Genomic DNA, 23,402 nt, shown 5'->3' on the forward strand with positions numbered 1-23,402 from the left:
TGAAGTTTCACGAAAGTTCTGCTTTCGTGACAGAATCGGGCCATGACGACGACTCTGAGCGATCGCACCGGGGCAGAACTCCCCGACGATGAGGGTGTGGACGCCCTCACGATCGGCCGACGAATCCGGCAGTTGCGCAGCGACCGCGGCATGCGGCTCGAAGAGCTCGCCGCAGCGGTCGACCGTGCGCCGAGCCAGCTGTCGATGATCGAGAACGGCCGGCGCGAGCCGAAGCTCACGCTGCTTCAGGCCATCGCACGCGCGCTGGGATCATCCATCGACGCGCTGCTGGAGTCCGAGCCGCTCGACGAGCGCGCGACGCTCGAGATCTCGCTGGAGCGGGCCATGCGCGGTCAGACTTTCCAGGCGCTCGGCATCCCGCCCTTCCGTATCGGCAAGACGGTGCCCACCGAGGCGCTGAAGGCGATGCTCGCCCTGCAGAGCGAGATCGAGCGCCTGCGCGACGAGCGGGCCGCCACGCCCGAGGAGGCCCGTCGCGCGAACGTCGCCCTTCGCCGGCTGATGCGCACGCAGAACAACTACTTCGCCGAGCTCGAGGATCAGGCCCGTGCCCTGCTCGAGGCTGTCGACCACCCCGGTGGACCGCTGACTCAGCGCACGGCATCCGATATCGCCGCTCATCTGGGATTCACCCTGCACTATGTGCCCGACCTGCCCCAGACCACCCGCTCGGTCGCCGACATCAAGAACGGCAGGCTGTATCTCTCGAGCCGCCTCGCGTCGAAGGGCGACCCGCGCACGGCGGTCCTGCAGGCGCTGTCGAGCCGCATCCTCGGCCACCGCGAGCCGACGTCGTACGCCGAGTTCCTGCGCCAGCGGGTGGAGACGAACTACCTCACCGGAGCCCTGCTGATCCCCGAATCGCACGCGGTGCCGTTCCTGCAGGAGGCCAAAAAGGATCGCGCGATCTCGATCGAGGATCTGCGCGACGCCTATTCGGTCTCGTACGAGACCGCGGCGCACCGCTTCACCAATCTGGCCACCGTGCACCTCGGCATCCCGGTGCACTTCCTCAAGGTGCACGAATCCGGGACGATCACGAAGGCGTACGAGAACGACGACGTCAACTTCCCGACCGATCGCCTCGGCTCGATCGAGGGTCAGATGTGCTGCCGGCGGTGGACGTCGCGCGTGGTCTTCGACGTCGACGACCACTTCAACCCGTACTACCAGTACACCGACACCGGCAACGGCACGTACTGGTGCACCGCCCGCGTCGAGCTGTCGAGCGAAGGGGCCCACTCGGTGTCGGTCGGGGTGCGGTTCGACGACACCAAGTGGTTCCTCGGACGCGACACCCCGAACCGTGGAGTCTCGAAGCACTCGGTCGAGGTGTGCTGCAGGCGGGCGCCGGCCGACCTCGAGGCCGCGTGGCGCGAGAACTCGTGGCCCAACGTCCGGACGCCGCGAACGCTGCTTGCGACCCTGCCCACCGGCGCCTTCCCCGGCGTCGACACCACCGACGTGTACGAGTTCCTCGAGGCCCACGCCCCGCGCTGACCCGGTCGGGGTTCCGCCTCGGCCCGCCGGCTGCCCGCCGGCTCGCCACCTCTTTGCCGAGGCAGGTGTTCTGCCGCACGCATGCGGCAAGGCGCCGGTGCGGGCCTGGGCTCGCCAGAACACCTGTTTCGGGCAAGTCCCCGCGACCGCAAGAAGCCGCGGCAGCCGTGTGAGGGGTGCGGAAGCGGGTCAGTGGCGGCCGGCGACCGCGTCGGCGAGGTGCGCAGGCCACGCGGTGCGGGAGGACGAACCGGATGCCTCGATCCGGTCGGCCATCCGATACGCGGTGTAGATCGAGTTCACGGCGATCCACCGCAGCGGCTCGGGCTCCCATCGCTTCGCACGGTGCCCCACCCAGGGGAGCCGCACGAGCTCGGTGTCGCGCTCGAGCACGAGATCGGCGAGTGTGCGCCCGGCGAGGTTCGTCGCCGTGACGCCGGTGCCGACATAGCCCCCCGCCCAGCCGAGGCCGGTGGCGGGGTCATGGCCGACGGTGGCGGACCAGTCACGCGGCACACCGAGCACGCCGGCCCAGGCGTGCGCGATCGGCACATTCGAGAGATCCGGAAAGAAGTCGTGCAGCAATCCGGCAAGCGATGCGATCGTGCGCTGCTGCGTGGTGCCATCGGTGTCGACGCGTGATCCGTAGCGATAGGGCACCCCGCGCCCGCCGAACGCGATGCGGTCGTCCGCGGTGCGCTGCGCGTACATGTAGACGTGGGCGAAGTCGCCGAGCGTCTCGCGGCCGTCCCAGCCGACGCCGTCCCAGAAGGCACGGGGGAGGGGCTCGGTCACGATCATCGATGAGTTCATCGGCAGCCACGTGCGGTGCTGGCCGGCCAGGTCGGCGGTGAAGCCTTCGGTCGCCCGCAGCACGTGCGTCGCTCGCACGGTGCCGTGGTCGGTGACGGCTCGCCCTGGTGCGATCTCGCGCACGCGGGTCTGCTCGAAGATCGGCACGCCTAGCCGCTCGACCACCGCGGCCAGCCCGCGCACGAGCTTCGCAGGATGCACCCGTGCGCAGTGCGGATGCCACACCCCGCCGAGCGCGCCCGCGATGCGGATGCGGGATGCTGTGGCCGCGGCATCCAGCAACTCCACATCCGTGTAGCGCCAGGACTGCTCCCCGGCGACGGCGGCGTGCAGGCGCGCGAGCTGAGCCGGCGTGCGCGCCACACCGAACTCGCCGCCCTTGACGATGTCGGCGTCGATGCCCTCGCGCGCCGCGACGGCGATGACCTCGTCGACGGCGTCGTTGAGCGCGCGCTGCTGCGCCTCTGCGGCGTCGCGGCCATGGGACTCGGCGTATCGCTCGCGCCCGCCGGTCACGGTGTTGGTGAGCCAGCCGCCGTTGCGACCGGATGCTCCGAACCCGGCGAACCGCTGCTCCAGCACGACGACCCGCAGGTCGGGCTGTGCCTTCTTGAGGTAGTACGCCGTCCACAGTCCGGTGTACCCGCCGCCCACGATGGCGACGTCGGCGTCGAGGTCGCCCGCGAGGGGAGCGCGCGGCGCCGGCGTTCCGCCCAGGTCGCGCCACCACCACGACACGTCCCCGTTGCGAACGCCGCTCGTCCCGGTCTCGCTCATGCGCCCATCCTCCCGCGGGCGCGGGCCGGGGCATCCGTTCGATCTGTCGCGAATGCCGGACGGATCCCGCGCGTCTGTCCCGCCCCGCCCCCGGTCGCCGAGGCCGTACGTCTATCCCGTCCCGCCCCTGCTCGCCGAGACCGTACGTCCTCGCCGAGACCGTATGTGCGCGACGGCGGCAGCATGCGTCCTCGCCGAGACAGTACGTACTCGACGAGATGGGGGACACTCGATGAAATCGTGCGTCCTCGACGTGAACAGTTCGCCTACCCGCCGAGACCGTATGTACTCGCCGAGACCGTATGTGCGCGGTGGCGGCAGCATGCGTCCTCGCCGAGACCGTACGTTCTCGACGAGATGGGGGGCGAGCGGGGAGCGGCGGGGGCGGCGGGAGAGGGGAGTCAGGCGAGAGGCGCGGCGGGCGAGGGGGTCAGGCGGGAGGGTCGAGGGCGCGCAGCGCGGCCCAGAGCTCGGCACGCGTCGCGAACGACGACAGGTCGCGCCCCAGAACGCGCTCGACCAGCGCGAGCCGGGTGCGAACGGTGTGCCGGTGCACACCGAGGGACTGTGCGGATGCCTCGTGCGAGCAGTCCTCGTCGAGCCACACCCGCAGCGTGTCGAGCAGGTGCGTGCCGTTCGCGGTGTCGTGCTCGAGGAGCGGTGCGAGGTCGGCACGTGCCAGCGTGCGGGCATGCTCTCCCAGCGCGGAGAGCACCCCGGTCCGTGACACGTCGGCGAACGCGGTGACCGGCGCAGTGCCCCGATCGCGCGCGGCCCGTGCCTGGCCGAGCGCACCCGCTATGTCGTCGTAGCCGGTCGGGTCCGAGAGCCCCAGGCGAACCGAGAACCGCTCCGCGACCTCGCGCACGACTCCGAGTCCCCCGGCGGGGACGACGAGCACCAGCCCGTCGTCGCCGCGCCCGAAGAACAGGCCGCCGCGGTTCTCCTCCACCCGCAGCTCGAGCAGCTCGGCGATGGCGTCGGCGCGGGCCGCCGAGGCATCCGTCACCGCCACCACGACCGGCGCGGCGGGCAGCGGTCCCCACAGATCGCGCGAGATGCGACGCGCCAGCCCGGGGTCGCCGCTCAGCAGCGTCTGCAGCAGCCCCGTGCGCAGCGCGGCGCGCGCGCGGCTGAGGCCCTGCTGCTGCTCGAGCGCGAGCCCCGCCATGGCGATGACGGCGGTCACCACGCCGCGACCCTCTTGGTCGAGGTCGCCGGCAGCGATGGCGATGACGCCGCGCAGGTGTCCGCCGCGGCCGAGCGTCTGCAGGGTGAACGGGGTCTTGCCCAGTCGCAGCGACGAGCCGGCGCGCGCCCCACGGTGCAGCACCCCGGTGACCTCGCGCTGCAGGCCTTCGGCGGTGTCGGGGTCGAGAGCACCGACGGGATGCTCTCGCGACAGCTCACCCGCCGCGTCGAACATGCCCACCCAGGCGTCGAGCTGCCGCGCGAGCTCGGCGACGGTCGCGCCCAGCCCGTCGGGCCGCAGTGCGGCCAGGGCGATCGCCCGCTGGGCGGCCAGCGCCCAGCTGCGCCGCGCGTACGCCTCGGCGGCGATCGCCTCGGCGTTGGCGCGGGCGACGGCGATGAAGGGCGTGCGGTAGGGCACCTCGAACAGCGGCATCCGTTCGTCACGGCATGCCGCCACGAGTGCCGGCGGCATCCCGGTGCGGGCGACCTCGGTGCCGAAGCCCAGTCCCACGACGCCGCGCGAGGCGAGCCGCCGCACGTACGCGCGGTATACCTCGGGGTCGTCGGGCTCGGCGCCGTGCGGGAACTGGGTTCCGGTGGTCAGCAGCACGAGACCTTCCGAGAGGAAGGGCGTGGGATCGGCGAGATCCGTGCTGTGCACCCAGCGGATGGGCCGGTCCAGGGCACCGGGCTCGAGGCCGTCCTGGTCGGCGAGAAGGAGGCCCAGGTCGCGGCGGGCGAGCAACGCGCGCAGCGTGGGGGCGTCGGCGGCGTCCATGATCCTCGGCGATCCTTCGGTGTACGTCTCGTATAGCTGGCTACAGAGAATGTACAGGCAGGACGGTGCGACCGTCCGCACGGTCCACATACGCTCGCCGTCATGAGCGCCATCGCTGCCGAACACCCCGACACTGTCGTCAACACGCCCCTGGGAGGGCCGGGCCTGCCGCAGGAGCGCCGCCTGGTCACCAGCATCCCGGGTCCTCGCTCACAGGAGCTCATCGACCGCAAGGCGCAGGCCGTTGCCGCCGGCGTCGGTCACACCGCCGCGGTGCACGCGGTGGCCGCGGGAGGAGGCGTCATCGTCGACGCCGACGGCAACTCGCTCATCGACCTCGGCTCGGGCATCGCGGTCACGACGATCGGCAACGCGCACCCGAAGGTCGTCGCCGCCGTGCAGGAGCAGGTCGCCCAGTTCACCCACACGTGCTTCATGATCGCGCCGTACGAGTCGTATGTCAGCGTCGCCGAGGCACTCAACCGCATCACCCCGGGCGAGCACGCCAAGAAGAGCGCGCTGTTCAACTCCGGTGCCGAGGCCGTCGAGAACGCGGTCAAGATCGCCCGCAAGTTCACCGGCAAGCAGGCCGTCGTCGCGTTCGACCACGGCTACCACGGCCGCACCAACCTCACGATGGCCCTCACCGCGAAGTCGATGCCCTACAAGAGCGGCTTCGGCCCCTTCGCGTCGGAGATCTACCGCGCGCCGCTGTCGTACCCGTTCCGCGACCGCCTCGACGGGGTGGTGGCCGCCAAGAAGGCGATCTCGGTCATCGAGAAGCAGGTCGGTGCCGACAACCTCGCGGCCGTCATCATCGAGCCCATCCAGGGCGAGGGCGGCTTCATCGTCCCCGCCGACGGCTTCCTGCCGACGATCGTGGACTGGTGCCGGGCGAACGACGTGGTGTTCATCGCCGACGAGATCCAGACCGGCTTCGCCCGCACGGGCGAGATGTTCGCGAGCGACCTGTTCGGCATCGTTCCCGACCTGATCACGACCGCCAAGGGCATCGCGGGCGGGCTGCCGCTGGCGGCGGTCACCGGCCGGGCCGAGATCATGGATGCCGCCCACACGGGCGGCCTCGGCGGCACCTACGGCGGCAACCCCATCGCGTGCGCAGCGGCGCTTGCCGCCATCGACGTGTTCGAGAACGACGGCATGATCGAGCGCGCCCGCGAGATCGGCGCGATCCTCACCGACCGCCTCGGTGCGCTCCAGGCCGCGGACCCCCGCATCGGCGACGTGCGTGGCCACGGGGCGATGATGGCCGCCGAGTTCGTCGACCCGGCGACGGGGGAGCCGGATGCCGCGCTCACCGCCGCCGTCGCCAAGACCTGCATCGCCCAGGGCGTCATCGTCCTCACGTGCGGCACCTACGGGAACGTGATCCGCTTCCTGCCACCGCTGTCCATCCCCGACGACCTGCTCCACGAGGGCCTGGGCGTCGTTGCCGCGGCGCTCGCCTCGGCCTGAGCCGGAGCCATCCCCCTCCCGTCGTGTCCCGATCCCTCGACTGCATGTCCCGATTCGCGGCGATGTGAAGCGCTTATGTGAGGGAATTCGGGACATGGATGCCGCCGCCCGGCTCGCACCGCGTTCGGTGCAGCGCGGAACCTGGCAGCGCGGAACCTGACAAAGGAGTTGAAAGTGACCGAGATCACCCGAGACGTCGTCATCGTCGGTGCCGGCGCCGCCGGCACGACGGCCGCGAACGAGCTGAGGAAGTCCGGCCTCTCGGTCGTCGTCCTCGAGGCTCGCGACCGCGTCGGCGGCCGGCTGTGGACCGACGTCGTAGACGGCGCCACGCTCGAGATCGGCGGCCAATGGGTGTCTCCCGACCAGGAGGCGCTGAAAGAGACGATCGCCGAGCTCGGCCTCGAGACCTACCGCCGATACCGCGAAGGCGACTCGGTCTACATCGGTCGCGACGGTGAGCGCCGGCGGTTCACGGGTGAGATCTTCCCGGTGGCGGCCGAGACCGAGAAGGAGATCGTGCGCCTCATCGACCTGCTCGACGACATGGTCGCCCAGGTCGATCCCGACCGGCCCTGGGAGCACCCGGACGCCGAGACCCTGGACCGCATCTCGTTCGAGGCGTGGCTCGAGGAGCAGACCGACGACCAGGAGGCGCGCGACAACATCGCCCTCTTCATCGCCGGCGCGATGCTCACCAAGCCCGCGTACGCCTTCTCGGCGCTGCAGGCGCTGCTGATGGCTGCGAGCGCGGGCAGCTTCAGTCATCTGGTCGACGCCGACTACATCCTCGACGAGCGCGTCATCGGCGGTCTGCAGCAGGTGCCGCTGCTGCTTGCCGAGCGCCTGGGCGACGACGTCCTGCTCGAGCAGCCCGTGCACACGATCAGGTGGGGCCAGGACGGAGTCACCGTGCTCACCGACGGCGGCCTGACCGTGCGCGGGCGCTTCGCGATCCTCGCCCACGCGCCGATCCTCTATCCCTGGATCGACTTCACGCCGGCGCTGCCCCGCCTGAAGCAGCAGATGCATCAGCACATCTCGATGGGCTTCGTCATCAAGGTGCACGCGGTGTACGACCGCCCGTTCTGGCGTGAGCAGGGCCTGTCGGGCACCGCATTCAGCCCGTACGAGACCGCGCACGAGGCCTACGACAACACCAACCACGGCGACGAGCGGGGCACGCTCGTCGGCTTCGTGTCGGATCGCGATGCCGACGACCTCTTCCGCGTGTCGGCCGAGGAGCGCAAGGCGCGCATCCTCGAGTCGCTGTCGCACTACTACGGACCCGAGGCTCTCGAGCCCGTCGTGTACTTCGAGAGCGACTGGGGTGCCGAGGAGTGGACGCGCGGCGCGTACGCCGCGAGCTTCGACCTCGGCGGGCTCGCCCGCTACGGCGCCGACCTGCGCACCCCCGTCGGCCCGATCCACTTCGCCTGCAGCGACATGGCCGGAGCCGGCTACCAGCACGTCGACGGTGCCATCCGCATGGGCCGGCTCGTCGCGGCCGCCATTGTCGAGCAGGCCCACCGATGACCGGCCGCATCGTGGTGGGATACACCGCCACCGACGCGGGCGCCGATGCCGTGGCCGTCGGCGCGCGCCTGGCCGCGGCATCCGGATCCGCCGTCGACCTCGTCGTGGTGCTCCCCTCGGACCAGCGCAGCGTCATCACACCGCCCGACGCGAGCTATGACCGCTACCTGCAGCAGCAGGCGGAGTCCTGGCTCACCGAGGCGGCGAAAGGGATTCCGGATGCCACGGCCCGCAGCTTTCACGTACGGTTCGCCGACTCGTTCGCCGAGGGGCTGATCGCGCTCGCCGACGAACTGGGCGCTTCTCACATCGTCGTCGGCGCGGCCAATGGGGGACTGCGTGGCCGGCACCGCCTCGGCACCGTCGCGAACGAGCTGCTGCACTCGTCCGACGTGCCCGTTGTGCTCGCCCCGGAGGGTTCGCGTCGCAGCGCCGCCGGTGCGGTGACGCGGATCACCGCGGCCGTCGGCACACGCCCCGGCGCCGACGCGCTGATGCACGAGGCCATCGCGCTCGCCGCGGCCACCGACGCCAAGCTGCGTCTGCTGTCGCTCGTGTCCGTCGACCTGCCGGCGAGCGTGGACACCGGCGTGATCCGTATCGCCGGCGCCGCCCACGCCGACGATGTGCTGACGCGGGCGCTCGAAGCGCTCCCTGCGGGCATCGAGGCCGAGGTGGTCGTCGCACGTGGCGACAGCATCGAAGACGCGGTCGCCCACCTGGACTGGCAGCCCGGCGAACTCGCCGTCGTGGGCTCCAGCCGACTGGCGCAGCCGCGCCGACTCTTTCTCGGCTCGACCGCGGCGAAGATGCTGCACGAGCTGCCCGTCCCGATGGTCGTCGTGCCCCGCACGCGTGATCACGACAGCAAGAACGGAGCGCAGCAATGAGTGCTGCCCAGGATTCGCGGATGCCGGTGGCCGAGGCATCCGCTCCGCCCACCGGCGAGCTGTCGAAGAAGGGCCTGAGCGCCGGAACCGTCGGCATGATCGGCGCCGTGGTGATCGGCATCTCGACCATCGCGCCCGCGTACACGCTCACGGCATCCCTCGGCCCGACCGTCTCCGCCGTCGGCGTACAGGTGCCGGCCATCATCCTCGTCGGGTTCATCCCGATGCTGCTCGTCGCCCTCGGCTACCGTGAACTCAACCGGGCGATGCCCGACTCGGGCACGTCGTTCACGTGGGGCGTGCGCGCGTTCGGACCCTGGATCGGCTGGATGACGGGGTGGGGCCTGGTCGCGGCCACCGTCATCGTGCTGTCCAACCTCGCCGGCATCGCGGTCGAGTTCCTCTTTCTGCTGATCGCACAGCTGACGCGGCAGCCCGCGATCGCCGACCTCGCGTTCAACCCCTTCATCAACGTCGCGGTGTGTCTGCTGTTCATGCTGGGCGCGACGCTCGTCTCGTACCGCGACATGCAGACGACGCAGAAGTTCCAGTACGTGCTCGTGGGCTTTCAGGTGGTCGTGCTCGTGCTGTTCTCGGTGACGGCGATCGTCAAGGCCGTCAACGGCGAAGCGGTCGAGCCGACGGCTTTCGACTGGGCGTGGCTGAACCCGTTCGCGGTGGACTCGTTCTCGTCGTTCGCGGCGGGTCTGTCGCTGTCGATCTTCATCTTCTGGGGCTGGGACGTCGTCCTGACGATGAACGAGGAGACGAAGAACCCCGAGAAGACCCCGGGTCGCGCCGCGACGGTGACGATCGCTCTCATCGTGTGCCTGTACCTCATGATCTCGATCGGGCTCATCATGTTCGCCGGCGTCGGCACGGGCGAGTACGGCCTGGGCAACGAGGACATCTCGGCCAACGTGTTCTTCGCCCTCTCGGACCCCGTGCTCGGGCCGCTGGCGTTCCTGGTCTCGCTCGCGGTGCTGTCGAGCTCGGCGGCGTCGCTGCAGTCCACAGCGGTGGGACCGGCCAGGACTCTGCTGGCGATGGGCCACTACGGGGCGCTGCCGCCGAAGTTCGCCTCGGTGAGCCCTCGATTCTTCACACCGGGCTATGCGACCATCGTGGCCGCCGTCGTCGCGTCGGTGTTCTACGCCGTGATGCGGCTGATCAGCGAGAGCGTGCTCACCGACACGATCATCTCGCTCGGCATGATGATCTGCTTCTACTACGGGCTCACCGCGTTCGCGTGCGTGTGGTACTTCCGCAAGCAGTGGTTCGACTCGGTGCGTTCGTTCCTGCTCACCTTCCTCAGCCCGCTGGTGGGCGGCGCGATCCTCGCCGTCCTGTTCGTGACGACGCTGTTCGACTCGATGGACCCGGACTACGGCAGCGGGTCGAGCATCGGCGGCATCGGCCTGGTGTTCGTGCTCGGCGTGACCGTCATCCTCGTGGGCGTGGTCATCATGTTCTGGCAGGCCGTCAAGCGTCCGGCGTTCTTCCGCGGCGAGACACTCGGTATGGACGCCCCCGAAAGCCTTCGACGCCGGCGCTCTTGAGGAGCAGACTGGCGGAGCGGCAACCTGTGAAACACCCACCCCGATCGGAGACAACACCATGAGCGACTACGCCGTCGTCAACCCCGCAACGGGCGAGACCCTGGCCACGTACCCCACCATCGCCGACGACGCGCTCGAGGGCGTGATCGCGCGAGCGGATGCCGCCTTCCGGACGTGGCGCGATCTGCCGGTGGCGGAGCGGGCCGCAGGCATCCGCAGGGTCGCCGAGCTGCACCGCGAGCGACGGGACGAGCTCGCGGCCATCATCGTGCGCGAGATGGGCAAGCCGCTGTCGGCGGCGCTGGCGGAGGTGGACTTCGCCGCCGACATCACCGAGTACTACGCCGACAACGCCGAGAAGATCACGGCCGACCAGCCGATCGACATCCTGGGCGAGGGCTCCGCGGTGATCCGCCGGTCGCCGCTGGGCGTGCTGCTGGGCATCATGCCGTGGAACTTCCCGTACTACCAGGTGGCCCGCTTCGCCGCCCCCAACGTCGTGGTCGGCAACACCATCCTGCTCAAGCACGCTCCGCAGTGCCCCGAGTCGGCGGCGGCCATCGAGAAGATGTACGCGGATGCCGGACTCGGTGACGGCGTGTACACCAATGTGTACGCGACCAACGAGCAGGCGGCGACGATCATCGCGGACCGCCGCGTGCAGGGCGTCTCGGTGACCGGTTCGGAGCGCGCGGGATCCGCCGTCGCGTCGCTGGCCGGCCAGCACCTCAAGAAGGTAGCCCTCGAGCTCGGTGGCTCGGATCCCTTCATCGTGCTGTCCACCGACGATCTCGATGCCACCGTGGCGGCGGCCGTCGAGGCTCGGATGGACAACAACGGCCAGTCCTGCAACGCACCCAAGCGCTTCATCGTGCAGGAGGGGCTGTACCAGGACTTCCTCGAGAAGTTCACGGCCGCCATGACCGAGAGCAAGATGGGCGACCCGTTCGCCGACGACACCATCCTGGGCCCGCTGTCGTCGGTCGCCGCCGCCGAGCGTCTGCAGGAGCAGGTCGACCGTGCCGTCGCGCAGGGTGCGCGTCTGGTCGCCGGCGGAACGCGCGACGGCGCGTTCTACGAGCCGACCGTGCTCACCGATGTCACGCCCGACATGGACGTCTACCGTGAGGAGCTGTTCGGCCCCGCCGGTGTCGTCTACAAGGTGGCGGACGAGGACGAAGCGGTCCAGCTCGCGAACGACACCGCCTTCGGTCTCGGCTCGTACGTGTACACGACCGACCCCGAGCAGGCAGAGCGCATCGCGAACAAGATCGACGCCGGCATGGTCTACGTGAACACCGTGCTCGCGGACTCGCCCGAGCTGCCCTTCGGCGGCGTCAAGCGGTCCGGCACCTCGCGCGAGATGGGCCTGCTGGCGGCCGACGAGTTCGTCAACAAGAAGCTCATCCGCACCGCGCCGTGAGGCGTTCGCTCGTCGTCGAAGCGTCGCGAATGGCCGCTCGCGCTCGTACGCGGCAGCCGTTTGCGACGGCTCGGCGCGAGCTGCGCGAGGCGGTCCGAGCGGGCGGGCCAGTTCGCGGGGTCTGCGGGCATGCCGTACACTGGATCGTGCAGTTGAAGTCTGCATTCTTTCGCCGTGCCCGTCGACCGGGTAGGCCCCTCTCGCTCAGGTGACGGGGAAGAGTGCGGGTTTCCCGAGACCTCCGGGTCTCTAGGGCGGTAGCTCAATTGGCAGAGCAGCGGTCTCCAAAACCGCAGGTTGCAGGTTCGATTCCTGTCCGCCCTGCGCGTCAGCGCGACGCCGGTGACATGCCGGCGGTTGACAAAGACAGTGTGTCGGCCCACGTCGACTCACGGAAGGTAATCAGGTGGCATCGATGGTTCAGGACGAGCCGAAGGGCGAGGTCGTCCCCGCAAACGGAACGACCGCTCCCCGCGAGAAGAAGCCGAACGTCTTCGCTCGCATCGCCCTGTTCATCCGTCAGGTCTTCGCCGAGCTTCGCAAGGTCGTCACGCCGACGCGCCAGGAGCTGCTGAAGTACACGGCGGTGGTACTCGGCTTCGTCGTGGTCATGATGGCGATCGTCTACGGCCTGGACGTGCTGTTCGTGTGGATCACGTCGTACGTCTTCGGAGTGCCGAGCGCCTGATCGCCGAGCGCTCCCTGAGTGCATCGAGGAGCGCATCGCGGACGGACCGCGGGTCCGAGCGCGGATGGAACGGAAGAGAATTCACGTGACTGAAAGACATGTCGACGACGCCGATTGGGCGACCGCCGCCGAGCAGTCCTCGGAGGACGACGAAGCCCAGGAGGGCAACGTGCTGGCCGCCGAGGAGCGGTCGGTCGAGGCCGCCGAGCACGTCGCGATCCACATCGTGGATGACAGCGACGAAGGCGAGACCGACACGGACGACATCGAGATCGACGACCCGGAGGCCGACGCGATCGTGAACGACGCACTGAACCTGGACGAGGCAGCCGAGACCGAGGCCGCCGCCGAGGTGATCAACGACTCCATCGCGGAGGAGGTCGCCGAGCGCGAGGCCGAGGCCGCTGACGAGGTCGAGCCCTACGACGGTCCCGACGTGAACGGCGACGAGGACGAGGTCTCCGAGGGCGACGACTCCGACGAGGACGGCGAAGACGAGGACGAAGACCCGTACGAGGCGTTCCGCGCCGAGCTGCGCAGCCTTCCGGGCAAGTGGTACGTCATCCACTCGTACGCCGGCTTCGAGCGCAAGGTCAAGGCCAACATCGAGCAGCGCAAGTCGACGCTCGAGGTCGAGGAAGAGATCTACCAGATCGAGGTCCCGATGGAGGACGTCGTCGAGATCAAGAACGGCCAGCGCAAGATGGTCACGCGCGTCCGCATCCCCGGCTACGTGCTGGTGCGGATGGAGCTCAACGAAGACACCTGGTCGGTCGTCCGCCACACGCCGGGCGTCACCGGGTTCGTGGGCAACGCCCACAACCCGACCCCGCTGCGCTTCGAAGAGGCCTTCAACATGCTCAAGAGCCTCGTCGAGGTCAAGGAGGTCGCCACTGCGAAGGGTGGCACGGCCAAGAAGGGCCAGGCAACCACGGCGCGCGCCATCCCCGCCGAAGTCGACTTCGAGGTCGGCGAGACCATCACGATCAAGGAGGGCTCGTTCGCGGGTCTTCCCGGCACGATCAGCGAGATCAAGCCCGAGAGCGGCAAGCTCACCGTGCTCGTGTCGCTGTTCGAGCGCGAGACCCCGGTCGAGCTGTCGTTCGACCAGGTCACCAAGCTGTAGCGCGAAAGCGCCCACCGACCACCGCTGTCCGGAAAGGCCGGAATTGCGGGAGAACAGGATGCCCCGGCATCCGGTTCGCACGAAAGGAAAACAAGAATGGCACCGAAGAAGAAGGTGACCGGCCTGATCAAGCTTCAGATCAATGCCGGTGCCGCCAACCCGGCGCCGCCGATCGGGCCCGCGCTCGGTCAGCATGGCGTCAACATCATGGAGTTCTGCAAGGCGTACAACGCCGCGACCGAGTCGCAGCGCGGCAACGTCATCCCCGTGGAGATCACTGTCTACGAGGACCGCAGCTTCACGTTCATCCTGAAGACCCCGCCCGCCGCCGAGCTCATCAAGAAGGCCGCCGGCGTGCAGAAGGGCTCGCAGACCCCGCACACGACCAAGGTGGGCAAGCTCACCAAGGAGCAGGTGCGTCAGATCGCCGAGACGAAGCAGCCCGACCTGAACGCGAATGACATCGAGGCCGCCTCGAAGATCATCGCCGGCACCGCCCGTTCCATGGGCATCACGGTCGAGGACTGAGGGGATAGGAATCATGGCAACCAAGTCCAAGGCCTTCCAGGCCGCTGCCGCCAAAATCGAGGCGGACAAGTTCTACACCCCGACCGAGGCCGTCGCGCTGGCGAAGCAGACCGGTTCCTCGAAGTTCGACTCGACCGTCGAGGTCGCGCTCAAGCTCGCTGTGGACCCTCGCAAGGCCGACCAGATGGTGCGCGGCACCGTCATCCTTCCGCACGGCACGGGCAAGACCGCCCGCGTCATCGTGTTCGCGACGGGTCCGGCCGCTGAGGCCGCCATCGCCGCGGGTGCCGACGAGGTCGGCGGCGCCGAGCTCATCGAGCGCGTCGCCGGCGGATGGACCGCGTTCGATGCGGCCGTCTCGACCCCTGAGCTCATGGGCCAGGTCGGTCGTCTGGGCAAGGTGCTGGGCCCGCGTGGCCTCATGCCCAACCCCAAGACCGGCACCGTGACCCCCAACCCGGCCAAGGCCGTGGAGGAGATCAAGGGCGGGAAGATCGAGTTCCGCGTCGACAAGCACGCCAACGTGCACTTCGTCGTCGGCAAGGCATCGTTCTCGGCCGAGCAGCTCGACGAGAACATCCAGGCCGCTCTCGAAGAGATCGTGCGGCTGAAGCCGTCGAGCTCGAAGGGCCGTTACATCCAGAAGGGTGCCGTGTCGACCACGTTCGGCCCCGGCATCCCGCTGGACGTCAACGCGATCGCCTGACACACGTTCGAGCAGAGGCCCCACCTTCGGGTGGGGCCTTTGTCGTGTTTGCCGCTTTGCCGCGCGGGCTCGCTAGGGGCGGGGTGGCTGTCCGCGCCGGATGTACGCAGAATCGGATCCGCATGTGCGGAGAGCTGGGGTGACACGCCGGTTGCGGATGCTGCGGCGCGGCGTGTTGCGGTGGCGGTCCGCGCCTGCGGATCCGATTCGCGGGGTCGGGCAGGGTCGGGCGGGGGCGGCGGGGTCGGGCGGGGTCGGGCGGGTCGGCGGGGTCGGGCGGATCGGGCGGGGTCGGCGGGGTCGGCGGGGTCGGGCGGGGTCGGCGGGGATCGGGCGGGGTCGGGCGGGTCGGGCAGGCGCGAGGGGCGCGGCCGGTGCAGCGGCGGGTACACGTCGACAGCGCCCGCGGGTTCCGGAGTAGCGTCAGACCAAGCCCGCGACACTCCAGGACCTCTTCGGAATCGATGCTCCGATCGTGCTCGGCCCCTTCGGCGGGCTGTCGTCGATCGAGTTGACGGCGGCCGTGAGCGATGCCGGCGGACTCGGGTCGTACGGACTCTACGGCTACTCGGCCGACCGCATCAGCGACACCATCGCGGCACTGCGCTCGGCGACGGCGCGACCCTTCGCCGTGAACGCGTGGCTGCCCACCGGTGATGAGGTGACGCCGCCGGAGGTCGATCTCGCCCCGGCGATCGAGGCGATCGCGCCGCTCTATACGGAGCTCGGGCTGCCGCGCCCGATTCCACCGACCGAGTTCCTGCCCGACGTCGATGCGCAGTTGACCGCCATCATGGACGCGGCACCGGCCGTCCTCAGCGTGGTCTACGGCGTTCCGGCCGAGCGCATCGTGGCCGCGGCGCACAGCCGCGGCATCCGCATCATCGGCACTGCGACGACGGTCGCCGAGGCGGTCGCGTTGGCAGAAGGAGGAGTGGATGCCGTCGTCGCGAGCGGCGCGGAAGCCGCCGGTCACCGGGTGTCGTTCTTGCGCGCGGCCGAGGATTCGCTCGTGGGCACGTTCGCGCTGGTGCCGCAGGTGGTGGACGCGGTCGACGTGCCCGTGATCGCGGCCGGCGGTATCGCGGATCGCCGCGGCGTTGCTGCCGCGTTCGCCCTGGGGGCCTCGGGAGTGCAGGTGGGCACCGCTTTCCTGCGTACCCGGCAGTCAGCGGCGACCGAGCCCCACCGCCGTGCGATCGCCGCCGCCGGTGACATCGACACGGTGCTCACGCGAGCCATGAGCGGGCGGCTGGCCCGCGGCATCCCGAATCGTGCCATGCGGACGATCGAGACGGCGGGAGTCATCGCCCCGTTCCCCGCGCAGAACTGGCTGACCGGCGGCTTCCGCGCCGAGGCGGGCCGCCGCGGCGACGGCGATCTCGTCTCACTGTGGGCGGGCCAGGCTTCCGCGCTCGCGACGTGGGAGGACGCGACCGAGGTGTTCGCCGAACTGGCGGCGGGACTGCCCGGCTGAACCGGATGCCGTTCAGGCGGTCACGGCGCGCACTGCACGCGCGTGCGTGACCTCCACCCACGGGCTCCACAGGAACCACTTCGGGAGGGCGTGCGTCAGCCGGGGCGAACCCTCGACTGAGATGGCGCCGAGGTCGACCGCTTCGGCCCAGCGCCGGTAGCCCTGGAAGACGTCCGCGAGGTCTGCTGTCGCCATGGTCACGACGAGGTCGACGTCGAAGCCGGGGTGCTGCGTGCAGACCGAGGCCGCGCCGTGCTCGAGCACGAACCAGATCGTCTCCGGCCTGGGTGCGGTGTGGCGCCACTCGATCACCACCCGCCGGGGTGGAAACCGCTCGGGCGCGACGCGGCGATGCATCCACCACATCAGGGTCGTGGGCTCCACCTGATGAGGCTCCATGTCGTCGAACAGCCACTCGATCGCCCAGCGCCCGAGGCTGTCGATGACGCGTTCGAGGTCACGGCCCGCCGGCGTGAGGTGGTATTCGCTGCCGTGCCCCGTCGGCGATGGCCACGTCTCAAGCACGCCGCTGCGCTCGAGGTGGCGCAGGCGCTGGACGAGGAGCGAGCGTGAGATGCCCGGCATCGCCCGCGCGATGTCATTGAATCTGGTGTTGCCCAGCACGAGCTCCCGGACGATGAGGGGCGTCCATCGATCAGCCATGACCTCGCTGGCCATCGCGACAGGGCAGTAACGGCCGTAGTCTGCCATGTCCCCATGGTCCCGCCGGCGATGCTCGAGCGGTAGTCCCGATTTCGTACCGACCGGGTCGCGATTGTGAACTGGAGGTCACAAGGCGTCGGGCGGATGCTGGCGACATGACCATCACCGAAAGCCCAGCAACCCGTTCATCAGCGTCCCCTGCAGAGCGAGCACAGGCGATTGGCCCGGTGCTCGCCGCGAACGCGGCCCGCCACGACCGCGACGGCACCTTCGTCACCGAGTCATACGACGCGCTCCGCGACGCCGGTCTGCTCAAGACCGCCGTGCCCGTCGAACTCGGGGGCGACGGCGCGAGCATCCGAGACCTCGTAGCACTGCAACGCGAGATCGCCCATCACTGCGGCGCGACAGCACTGGCGAGTTCCATGCATCAGCACGTCACCTGCTTCACCGCCTGGCGGTACCGGCGCGGGATGCCGGGGGCCGAGGCGACGCTTCGGCGGGTGGCTGACGAGCAGATCGTGCTGGTCTCCACGGGCGGCGGCGACTTCACCCATCCAGCCGGTGAGGCCGTGGCGGTGGAGGGTGGCTACCGCGTGAGCGGGCGCAAGCGATTCGTCAGTCAGTCCGCCGTCGGCACGGTGATGTCGACGATGTTCCCCTTCCACGATCCCGTGCGCGGGACCCGTGTCCTGAACATGGCGGTGCCGCTGAGCGCGGAGGGCGTGTCTGTCGCCGACAACTGGGATGTGCTGGGCATGCGCGGCACGGCCAGCGACGACGTCGTCCTGACCGACGTCTTCGTCCCCCAGGACCGTGTGCTCGCCGACCGGCCGTACGGCGTGATCGACCCGCCTCTGCAGGTGATCGCGAGCATCGCCTTCTCGATCATCTCCGGCGCCTATCTCGGGGTGGCGGACGCCGCATACCGCGAGGCCCTCAGCGTGAGCGCCCGGCGCGCGACGGACCCGACGGTGCAGCGCACCATCGGCCTGATGCGCCAGCGGCTGCAGGTGGCGGCCTGGGCTCTCGACGGCGCCGTGTCCACCATCGGGGACGATCCGGCCCCCTCGTACGAGGGGTTCCTCGCCGTGATGGCCGCCAAGGCCGAGATTGCCCGCGCGGGCGTCGAGGTGTGCGATCTCGCGATGCAGGTCGCCGGCGGCGGGGCGTTCTTCACCGGGTCGGTGATCGAGCGCTGCTACCGCGACATCCGTGCGGCCGCTTTTCATCCGCTGACCCCGGAGGCGACGCTTCTCGCCGCGGGGAAGGACGCGCTCGGGGTTTCTCCGGAGTGATTCGACCGCCTCGGCCGAGGCCGAGACGGACAGCCGCGCCGGCTGTACTCAGAATCGGATCCGCTGGTGCGGAGTGCTGGGGTAACACGCCGGTTCCGGATGCCGCGGCACGGCGTGTTGCGGTGGCGGTCCGCACCTGCGGATCCGATTCTGGGGTCGGATCGCGGCGCGGCGATCTCCTGTCGGCCTTCCCGGCCAAGTCGAGCCTCACACCGGCCGAGGCGCCGGCTCAGGCGGTGGGAAGAACCTCGAAGCCGCTGCCGCCGTGCGGCGCGGCATCCTGCACCGTCGCAGAGGCAACCGCAGATCCGGGCGGGCCTTCCGCCATCCAGGCGAGAACCTCGTCCACCGCGGCCGGCGTCCCCTCGAACTCCGCCTCGACGCTGCCGTCTCGCCGGTTGCGCACCCAGCCGGTGACCCCCGCCTCGCGCGCCACCATCCTCATCGTGTAGCGGTAGCCGACGCCCTGCACCTCACCGCGAACGATCACATGAACGCGTCTCATGCCTCCATCGTGCCGTGCCCGTCCTGCCCTGGGCGACCGGCACCTGCCAGGATGCCGCCATGGGAACCGTCGACGACTACCGCGAGAGCACGATCCGCTGCCGGCCCGAGTGCCCTCTTCCGACGACACCAACCGGGCGATCGTGGCCGCACGGATCGCCGAGATCGACGACCCCTCGCTGCGCAGACGCGGACGCACCGTCGCTCGGGCGTCAGTGGGGGAGCACGAGCGTGACGCCGAGCCCGATCATCACGACCGCGATGACGGCGTCGAGGATCCGCCACGCCCGTGGGGTGGAAAGCCACCGGCTCAAGAACCGTGCGCCGAAGGCGAGCCCGAAGAACCACGCGAAGCTCGCCGTGATCGCACCGGCGGCGAAGACCCAGCGCGTGTCGCCGTGGGTGCTCGCGACCGAACCGAGCAGGAACACCGTGTCGAGGTAGACGTGCGGATTGAGCCAGGTCAGTGCGAGGCACGTGAGCACGAGCGGCATCACGCGGGTGCGCGTGGCCAGCGCGGTCCCCGGCCCGGGGTTCGCCGGCGGGGCGCTGCGCGGGGCGGTCTCCGCCGACGTGAGGGTCTGGCCGCTGGGTCGCCATGCCCGTCGTGCCGCGAGCACGCCGTAGGCGACCAAGAAGATCGCGCCCGCCCAGCGGATCACATCGACGAGCCACGGCACGGCCTGCAGGACGAGGCCGATCCCCGAGACGCCGAGCGCGATGAGAACGGCATCCGAGATCGCGCAGATGGCAGCGACGAGGACGACGTGTTCGCGCCGCAACCCCTGGCGCAGGACGAAGAGGTTCTGGGCGCCGATCGCGATGATGAGCGAGAAGCCGAGGCCGAGACCGGCCAGCAGGGAGGTGAGCACGATTCGACGCTACGATCCGCGTGAACCGTAGTCCAGCTCATGATTCTTCAGTACCATTAGCTGCACTGATGAAGATCTCTTTCGAGCTGGCAGAGACGGTTGCGGCCGTCGTCGACGAGGGGACGCTGGATGCCGCAGCCCGGCGCCTGCACGTCACCCCCTCGGCGGTCAGCCAGCGCATCAAGGCTCTCGAGGAGCAGCTCGGCCGGCTCGTGCTGGTGCGATCCAAACCCGTGCGGGCCACGGACGCGGGCCGCGCGATCATCCGTCTGGCGCGTCAGGCCGCGCTTCTCGAGCACGACACGCTCGCCGAACTCGGAGCCGATCCCGCCGACCAGTCGCGCACGGGCGTGCCGCTCGCGGTGAACGCCGATTCGCTCGCGACGTGGTTCCTCGAGCCTCTCGCCAGGCTGTCTCGGCAGCATCCGGTCGTCTTCGACCTGCACCGCGACGACCAGGACTTCACCGCCGGACTGCTCGAGTCGGGCACCGTGATGGGCGCCGTCACGTCCCGGGCCGCGCCCGTCGCCGGATGCCGCGTCGCCACGCTCGGCGCGATGAGGTACGAAGCGGTCGCGACTCCGGCGTACGTCGATCGCTGGCTGCGAGGCGATCGCATCGCCGCGCTCACCGAGGCGCCGCTGGTGGACTTCGACCGCCGCGATGATCTGCAGAACGCGTGGCTGACGGCGGAGGGCGTGGAGCCGGCGCGGCCGCCGCGGCACTACGTGCCGGCATCCAGCGACTTCGCCACCGCCGTCCGGCTGGGTTTCGGGTGGGCCATGCTGCCCCGATTCCAGTCGGCCGAAGCGCTCGAGCGCGGCGAGCTCGTGCTGCTGGGCGGGGTGGCGGTGGACGTTGCGCTGTACTGGCAGCAGTGGAACCTGCGCTCGCCCCTGCTCGATGCCATCGCCGAGGAGATCGTGGCGGACGGCCGCCGGGTGCTCGCGCCGCTGTCGCCCGTTCACTTGCCCTGAATGTACGCCGGGACGGCGTCAGCGCGTACATTCAGGGCAAGTGAACGGACTGGGGCGGGTCAGTCGTCGCTCACCCGCAGCACCAGCTTCCCGCGGGTGTGTCCGTCCTCGAGGCGGCGGTGCGCGGCGGCGACGTCCGAGAGGTCGAAGACCGCGTCGATGTAGACCTGCACCGCGCCGGAGTCGAGCAGGCGCGCGATCGTCCCGAGTGCTCCGCCGTCCGGGGCGACCTTGAACGAGGTCGCGCGGACCCCGGCTGCGGCCGCCGCGTCGGCGTATCCCGTCCACGAGCCGGTGGGCACCACGACATACAGGCCGCCGGGTCGCAGCACGTTCAGCGACCGCGTGCCGGTGTCGCCGTGGACGTTGCCGACGAGGTCGATGACGACGTCGACATCGGCGACCACCTCGTCGAACCGGGTGGTGGTGTGGTCGATCACCACAGCCGCGCCGAGCTCGCGCAGCCACGCGGCGTTGCGTCCCGACGCGGTGGTCGTCACGTGGGCGCCGAAGTACGCGGCGAACTGCACGGCGAAGTGGCCGACACCGCCACTGCCCGCGTGGATCAGAACTCGCTGCCCTTCGTGCGCGCGTGCGGTCTCGACCACGAGGCCCCACGCGGTCAGTGCCGCGAGCGGGACGCCGGCGGCCTCGACGTGCGACAGCGCGTGCGGCTTGCGCGCCACCGACAGCGAGGGCACCACCGTGTACTCCGCGTACGTCCCGCCCGATCGCGGGAACGGTGCCATGCCGAAGACCGGCGTCCCCGGTGGAAGCGGGTGGGCCTCGTACGGGCTCTTGACCACCACTCCGCTGAAGTCGTAGCCGAGCAGCGCAGGCTGGTGGTCGACCGCACCCCACACACCTCGACCCGCACGTGTCTTCGCGTCGATGGGATTGACCCCCGCGGCGATGACGCGCACGAGCAGTTCGCTCATCACGGGCGACGGAACGGGTACGGATGCCGCGCGCAGCGCGTCGGCGTCACCCGGAGCATCCAGGACCATGGCGCGCATCTCGGCGGGCGGGTCGGGCACAGTGCTTCCATCGCTCACCGGTGCGGCTGCCGATCTCAGCGGTCGGAATCTCATGGGTGTGCTCCTTCCGCGTGCGCGTCGTCGGCGACAGCGCTCGTCACGGCGCCGATGTCAGTCAACCGTGTGATTGTCTCGTCCGTGTTACGCGATTGCTACCAGTGCGAACCGCTCCGGATGCCGCCGTGATGAGTTCGCCGGTACCGCCCTGCAGCACGAGCGCCGCGGAAGAGGGTGCGCTCCGCGCGCGGATCCGTCTGGTTCAGCTGCGCGTGGCCCGGGCCTCGACGCCGGCGGGGGAGAGGACGTGCTGCACGACCATGATCGCCGCACCGAGCACGCCGGACGTCTCGCCTGCTTGTGACTGCACGATACCCAGATGTTGCGTCGCGAGCGGGATAGACCGCCGGTAGACGACCTCGCGTACGCCGGCGAGGAGGTGCTCGCCCGCGCGGGCGACGCTCCCGCCGATGACGATGATCGACGGGTTCAGCATGTTCACCACGGTCGCGAGCACTTCCCCGACCTCGCGGCCGGCTTGCCGTGTCGCCGAGATCGCGGCAGGGTTGCCGGCTCGAACGAGCTGGACGACATCGCTGCTGTCGGTCGCCTCGATGCCCTGGGAGCGGAGGTCGGCGGCGATCGCCGTGCCACTCGCGATCGCCTCCAGATCGCGTTCGTCACCGGGCGGTCTCGGCGAGTCATGGCTGTATGGCACCTGCACGTGGCCCATGTCGCCGGCCGAACCCTGAGCACCTCGCTGCAACTCGCCGCCCGAGATGATGCCCGCGCCGATTCCGGTCGCGACCTTCACGAAGATCAGGTCGTCGACATGAGGCCAGCTCACTGCGCGCTCGCCGAGCGCGAGGATGTTGACGTCGTTGTCGACAAGGACGGGGAGGTCGAAGGTGCGCTGCACATAGGCAGGCACATCGAACCGGTCCCAGCCGGGCATGATCGGCGGATTCGTGGGTCGCCCCGTGGAGTGCTCCACAGGGCCAGGCACGCCGATGCCGACGCCGACGAGATGGGAACCGTCGTGCGCCCCCGCTTCGAGCAGTTGGGTCCCTTCGGCGATAACGCTGTCTAGGACCCTCTCCGGGCCGTCGGCGATGCGGAGTGAGCGCGTGCGGCTGGAGAGGATGCGACCCGACAGGTCGGCCAGCGCGACGGTCGCGTGCGTGGCGCCCAGGTCGACGGCGAGGACGAGCCCGGCGAGCGGATTGAAGGCCACGCGCGCGGGCGGGCGTCCCCCCGTCGACACGGCCTCGCCGGCTGGGTGGACGAGTCCCGACGCGACCAGTGCGTCGACGCGCGATGAGACCGTGGAGCGGGCGAGGCCTGTCAGCGCTGCCAACTCAGCCTTGGTGCGCGCGCGGCCGTCACGAAGGATCTGAAAAATCTCTCCGGCACCGGGACTGGCGGCTCCCGTGGCGCGCCCCGCGTCGACCATGGCGACAGTAAAGCACACGACTTCACGACATCCAGCATCCATCTTCAGATCACGGCATGGTTACTTTTGACGGAGGAGTAGCAAAAGTCAGGAGGGTCGTGTCACAATC

General features: G+C 69.8%; 19 protein-coding genes, 1 tRNA gene and 1 pseudogene. 14 read left to right on the forward strand and 7 right to left on the reverse strand.

Annotation, left to right across the window (positions count from 1 at the left end):
- The first annotated feature begins 42 nt into the window (after nucleotides 1-42).
- Entirely contained in the window at nucleotides 43-1,521 is a 1,479-nt protein-coding gene (locus K0817_RS07155) for a helix-turn-helix transcriptional regulator (protein ID WP_219980678.1), read from the forward strand.
- 189 nt (nucleotides 1,522-1,710) lie between these two features.
- Here K0817_RS07155 and K0817_RS07160 read toward each other — a convergent pair whose 3' ends face one another.
- Both K0817_RS07160 and K0817_RS07165 read right to left on the reverse strand, forming a co-directional pair.
- On the reverse strand, nucleotides 1,711-3,111 hold the full coding sequence (locus K0817_RS07160; RefSeq protein ID WP_219980679.1) for an FAD-binding oxidoreductase: 1,401 nt from the start codon (nucleotides 3,109-3,111) through the stop codon (nucleotides 1,711-1,713).
- Nucleotides 3,112-3,541: 430 nt separating this feature from the next.
- Nucleotides 3,542-5,083, reverse strand: coding sequence for a PucR family transcriptional regulator (locus K0817_RS07165; RefSeq protein ID WP_219980680.1), 1,542 nt, complete (start codon nucleotides 5,081-5,083; stop codon nucleotides 3,542-3,544).
- A 102-nt stretch (nucleotides 5,084-5,185) separates the two neighbouring features.
- On the opposite strand from K0817_RS07165, the gene gabT reads away from it, so the two are divergent.
- The 11 genes and pseudogenes from gabT to K0817_RS07220 all read left to right on the forward strand — a co-directional run.
- The gene (gene gabT, locus K0817_RS07170; protein WP_219980681.1) at nucleotides 5,186-6,559 is read left to right on the forward strand and encodes a 4-aminobutyrate--2-oxoglutarate transaminase; all 1,374 of its coding nucleotides are present in this window, start codon (nucleotides 5,186-5,188) and stop codon (nucleotides 6,557-6,559) included.
- A gap of 174 nt (nucleotides 6,560-6,733) precedes the next feature.
- The gene (locus K0817_RS07175; RefSeq protein ID WP_219980682.1) at nucleotides 6,734-8,095 is read left to right on the forward strand and encodes an NAD(P)/FAD-dependent oxidoreductase; all 1,362 of its coding nucleotides are present in this window, start codon (nucleotides 6,734-6,736) and stop codon (nucleotides 8,093-8,095) included.
- Complete coding sequence (locus tag K0817_RS07180) at nucleotides 8,092-8,985, forward strand: universal stress protein (protein ID WP_219980683.1); 894 nt, start codon at nucleotides 8,092-8,094, stop codon at nucleotides 8,983-8,985. The genes K0817_RS07175 and K0817_RS07180 overlap by 4 nt, the downstream gene beginning before the upstream one ends.
- A complete protein-coding gene (locus K0817_RS07185; RefSeq protein ID WP_374209533.1) occupies nucleotides 8,982-10,544 on the forward strand; it encodes an APC family permease in 1,563 nt (520 codons plus the stop codon). Before K0817_RS07180 ends, K0817_RS07185 begins: the two co-directional genes overlap by 4 nt.
- Before the next feature lie 58 nt (nucleotides 10,545-10,602).
- Entirely contained in the window at nucleotides 10,603-11,967 is a 1,365-nt protein-coding gene (locus tag K0817_RS07190; protein WP_219980684.1) for an NAD-dependent succinate-semialdehyde dehydrogenase, read from the forward strand.
- Between the two features lie 251 nt (nucleotides 11,968-12,218).
- A tRNA-Trp gene (locus K0817_RS07195) sits at nucleotides 12,219-12,291 on the forward strand.
- A gap of 91 nt (nucleotides 12,292-12,382) precedes the next feature.
- The gene (secE, locus tag K0817_RS07200; protein WP_219980931.1) at nucleotides 12,383-12,655 is read left to right on the forward strand and encodes a preprotein translocase subunit SecE; all 273 of its coding nucleotides are present in this window, start codon (nucleotides 12,383-12,385) and stop codon (nucleotides 12,653-12,655) included.
- An 85-nt stretch (nucleotides 12,656-12,740) separates the two neighbouring features.
- Nucleotides 12,741-13,781, forward strand: coding sequence for a transcription termination/antitermination protein NusG (gene nusG, locus K0817_RS07205; RefSeq protein ID WP_219980685.1), 1,041 nt, complete (start codon nucleotides 12,741-12,743; stop codon nucleotides 13,779-13,781).
- A gap of 96 nt (nucleotides 13,782-13,877) precedes the next feature.
- Nucleotides 13,878-14,309, forward strand: a complete 432-nt coding sequence (rplK, locus tag K0817_RS07210; RefSeq protein ID WP_168911401.1) for a 50S ribosomal protein L11 — start codon at nucleotides 13,878-13,880, stop codon at nucleotides 14,307-14,309.
- Nucleotides 14,310-14,322: 13 nt separating this feature from the next.
- On the forward strand, nucleotides 14,323-15,015 hold the full coding sequence (gene rplA, locus K0817_RS07215) for a 50S ribosomal protein L1 (protein WP_219980686.1): 693 nt from the start codon (nucleotides 14,323-14,325) through the stop codon (nucleotides 15,013-15,015).
- Nucleotides 15,016-15,457: 442 nt separating this feature from the next.
- Nucleotides 15,458-16,492, forward strand: a pseudogene (locus tag K0817_RS07220) (NAD(P)H-dependent flavin oxidoreductase); the annotation flags it as partial.
- 12 nt (nucleotides 16,493-16,504) lie between these two features.
- On the opposite strand, the gene K0817_RS07225 reads toward K0817_RS07220, so the two are convergent.
- A complete protein-coding gene (locus K0817_RS07225) occupies nucleotides 16,505-17,203 on the reverse strand; it encodes a winged helix-turn-helix transcriptional regulator (RefSeq protein ID WP_219980687.1) in 699 nt (232 codons plus the stop codon).
- Nucleotides 17,204-17,382: 179 nt separating this feature from the next.
- On the opposite strand from K0817_RS07225, the gene K0817_RS07230 reads away from it, so the two are divergent.
- Nucleotides 17,383-18,453 carry an acyl-CoA dehydrogenase family protein gene (locus K0817_RS07230; RefSeq protein ID WP_253735235.1) on the forward strand — a complete coding sequence of 357 codons (1,071 nt, stop codon included), beginning with the start codon at nucleotides 17,383-17,385 and terminating at the stop codon, nucleotides 18,451-18,453.
- 229 nt (nucleotides 18,454-18,682) lie between these two features.
- Here the strand turns inward: K0817_RS07230 and K0817_RS07235 are convergent, their stop codons facing one another.
- Nucleotides 18,683-18,958, reverse strand: coding sequence for an acylphosphatase (locus K0817_RS07235; protein ID WP_219980689.1), 276 nt, complete (start codon nucleotides 18,956-18,958; stop codon nucleotides 18,683-18,685).
- A 211-nt stretch (nucleotides 18,959-19,169) separates the two neighbouring features.
- The gene (gene lysE, locus K0817_RS07240; protein WP_219980690.1) at nucleotides 19,170-19,829 is read right to left on the reverse strand and encodes an L-lysine exporter; all 660 of its coding nucleotides are present in this window, start codon (nucleotides 19,827-19,829) and stop codon (nucleotides 19,170-19,172) included.
- A gap of 68 nt (nucleotides 19,830-19,897) precedes the next feature.
- On the opposite strand from lysE, the gene K0817_RS07245 reads away from it, so the two are divergent.
- Nucleotides 19,898-20,806 (forward strand): LysR family transcriptional regulator ArgP, encoded by a 909-nt coding sequence (locus tag K0817_RS07245; protein WP_219980691.1) that lies wholly within the window; start codon nucleotides 19,898-19,900, stop codon nucleotides 20,804-20,806.
- A gap of 59 nt (nucleotides 20,807-20,865) precedes the next feature.
- Here the strand turns inward: K0817_RS07245 and K0817_RS07250 are convergent, their stop codons facing one another.
- Both K0817_RS07250 and K0817_RS07255 read right to left on the reverse strand, forming a co-directional pair.
- Nucleotides 20,866-21,897, reverse strand: a complete 1,032-nt coding sequence (locus K0817_RS07250; RefSeq protein ID WP_219980692.1) for an NADP-dependent oxidoreductase — start codon at nucleotides 21,895-21,897, stop codon at nucleotides 20,866-20,868.
- 205 nt (nucleotides 21,898-22,102) lie between these two features.
- Complete coding sequence (locus tag K0817_RS07255; protein ID WP_219980693.1) at nucleotides 22,103-23,293, reverse strand: ROK family transcriptional regulator; 1,191 nt, start codon at nucleotides 23,291-23,293, stop codon at nucleotides 22,103-22,105.
- Between the last annotated feature and the right edge of the window lie 109 nt (nucleotides 23,294-23,402).

Source organism: Microbacterium sp. HD4P20, from assembly GCF_019449275.2.
In the GTDB taxonomy this organism is placed as follows: domain Bacteria; phylum Actinomycetota; class Actinomycetes; order Actinomycetales; family Microbacteriaceae; genus Microbacterium.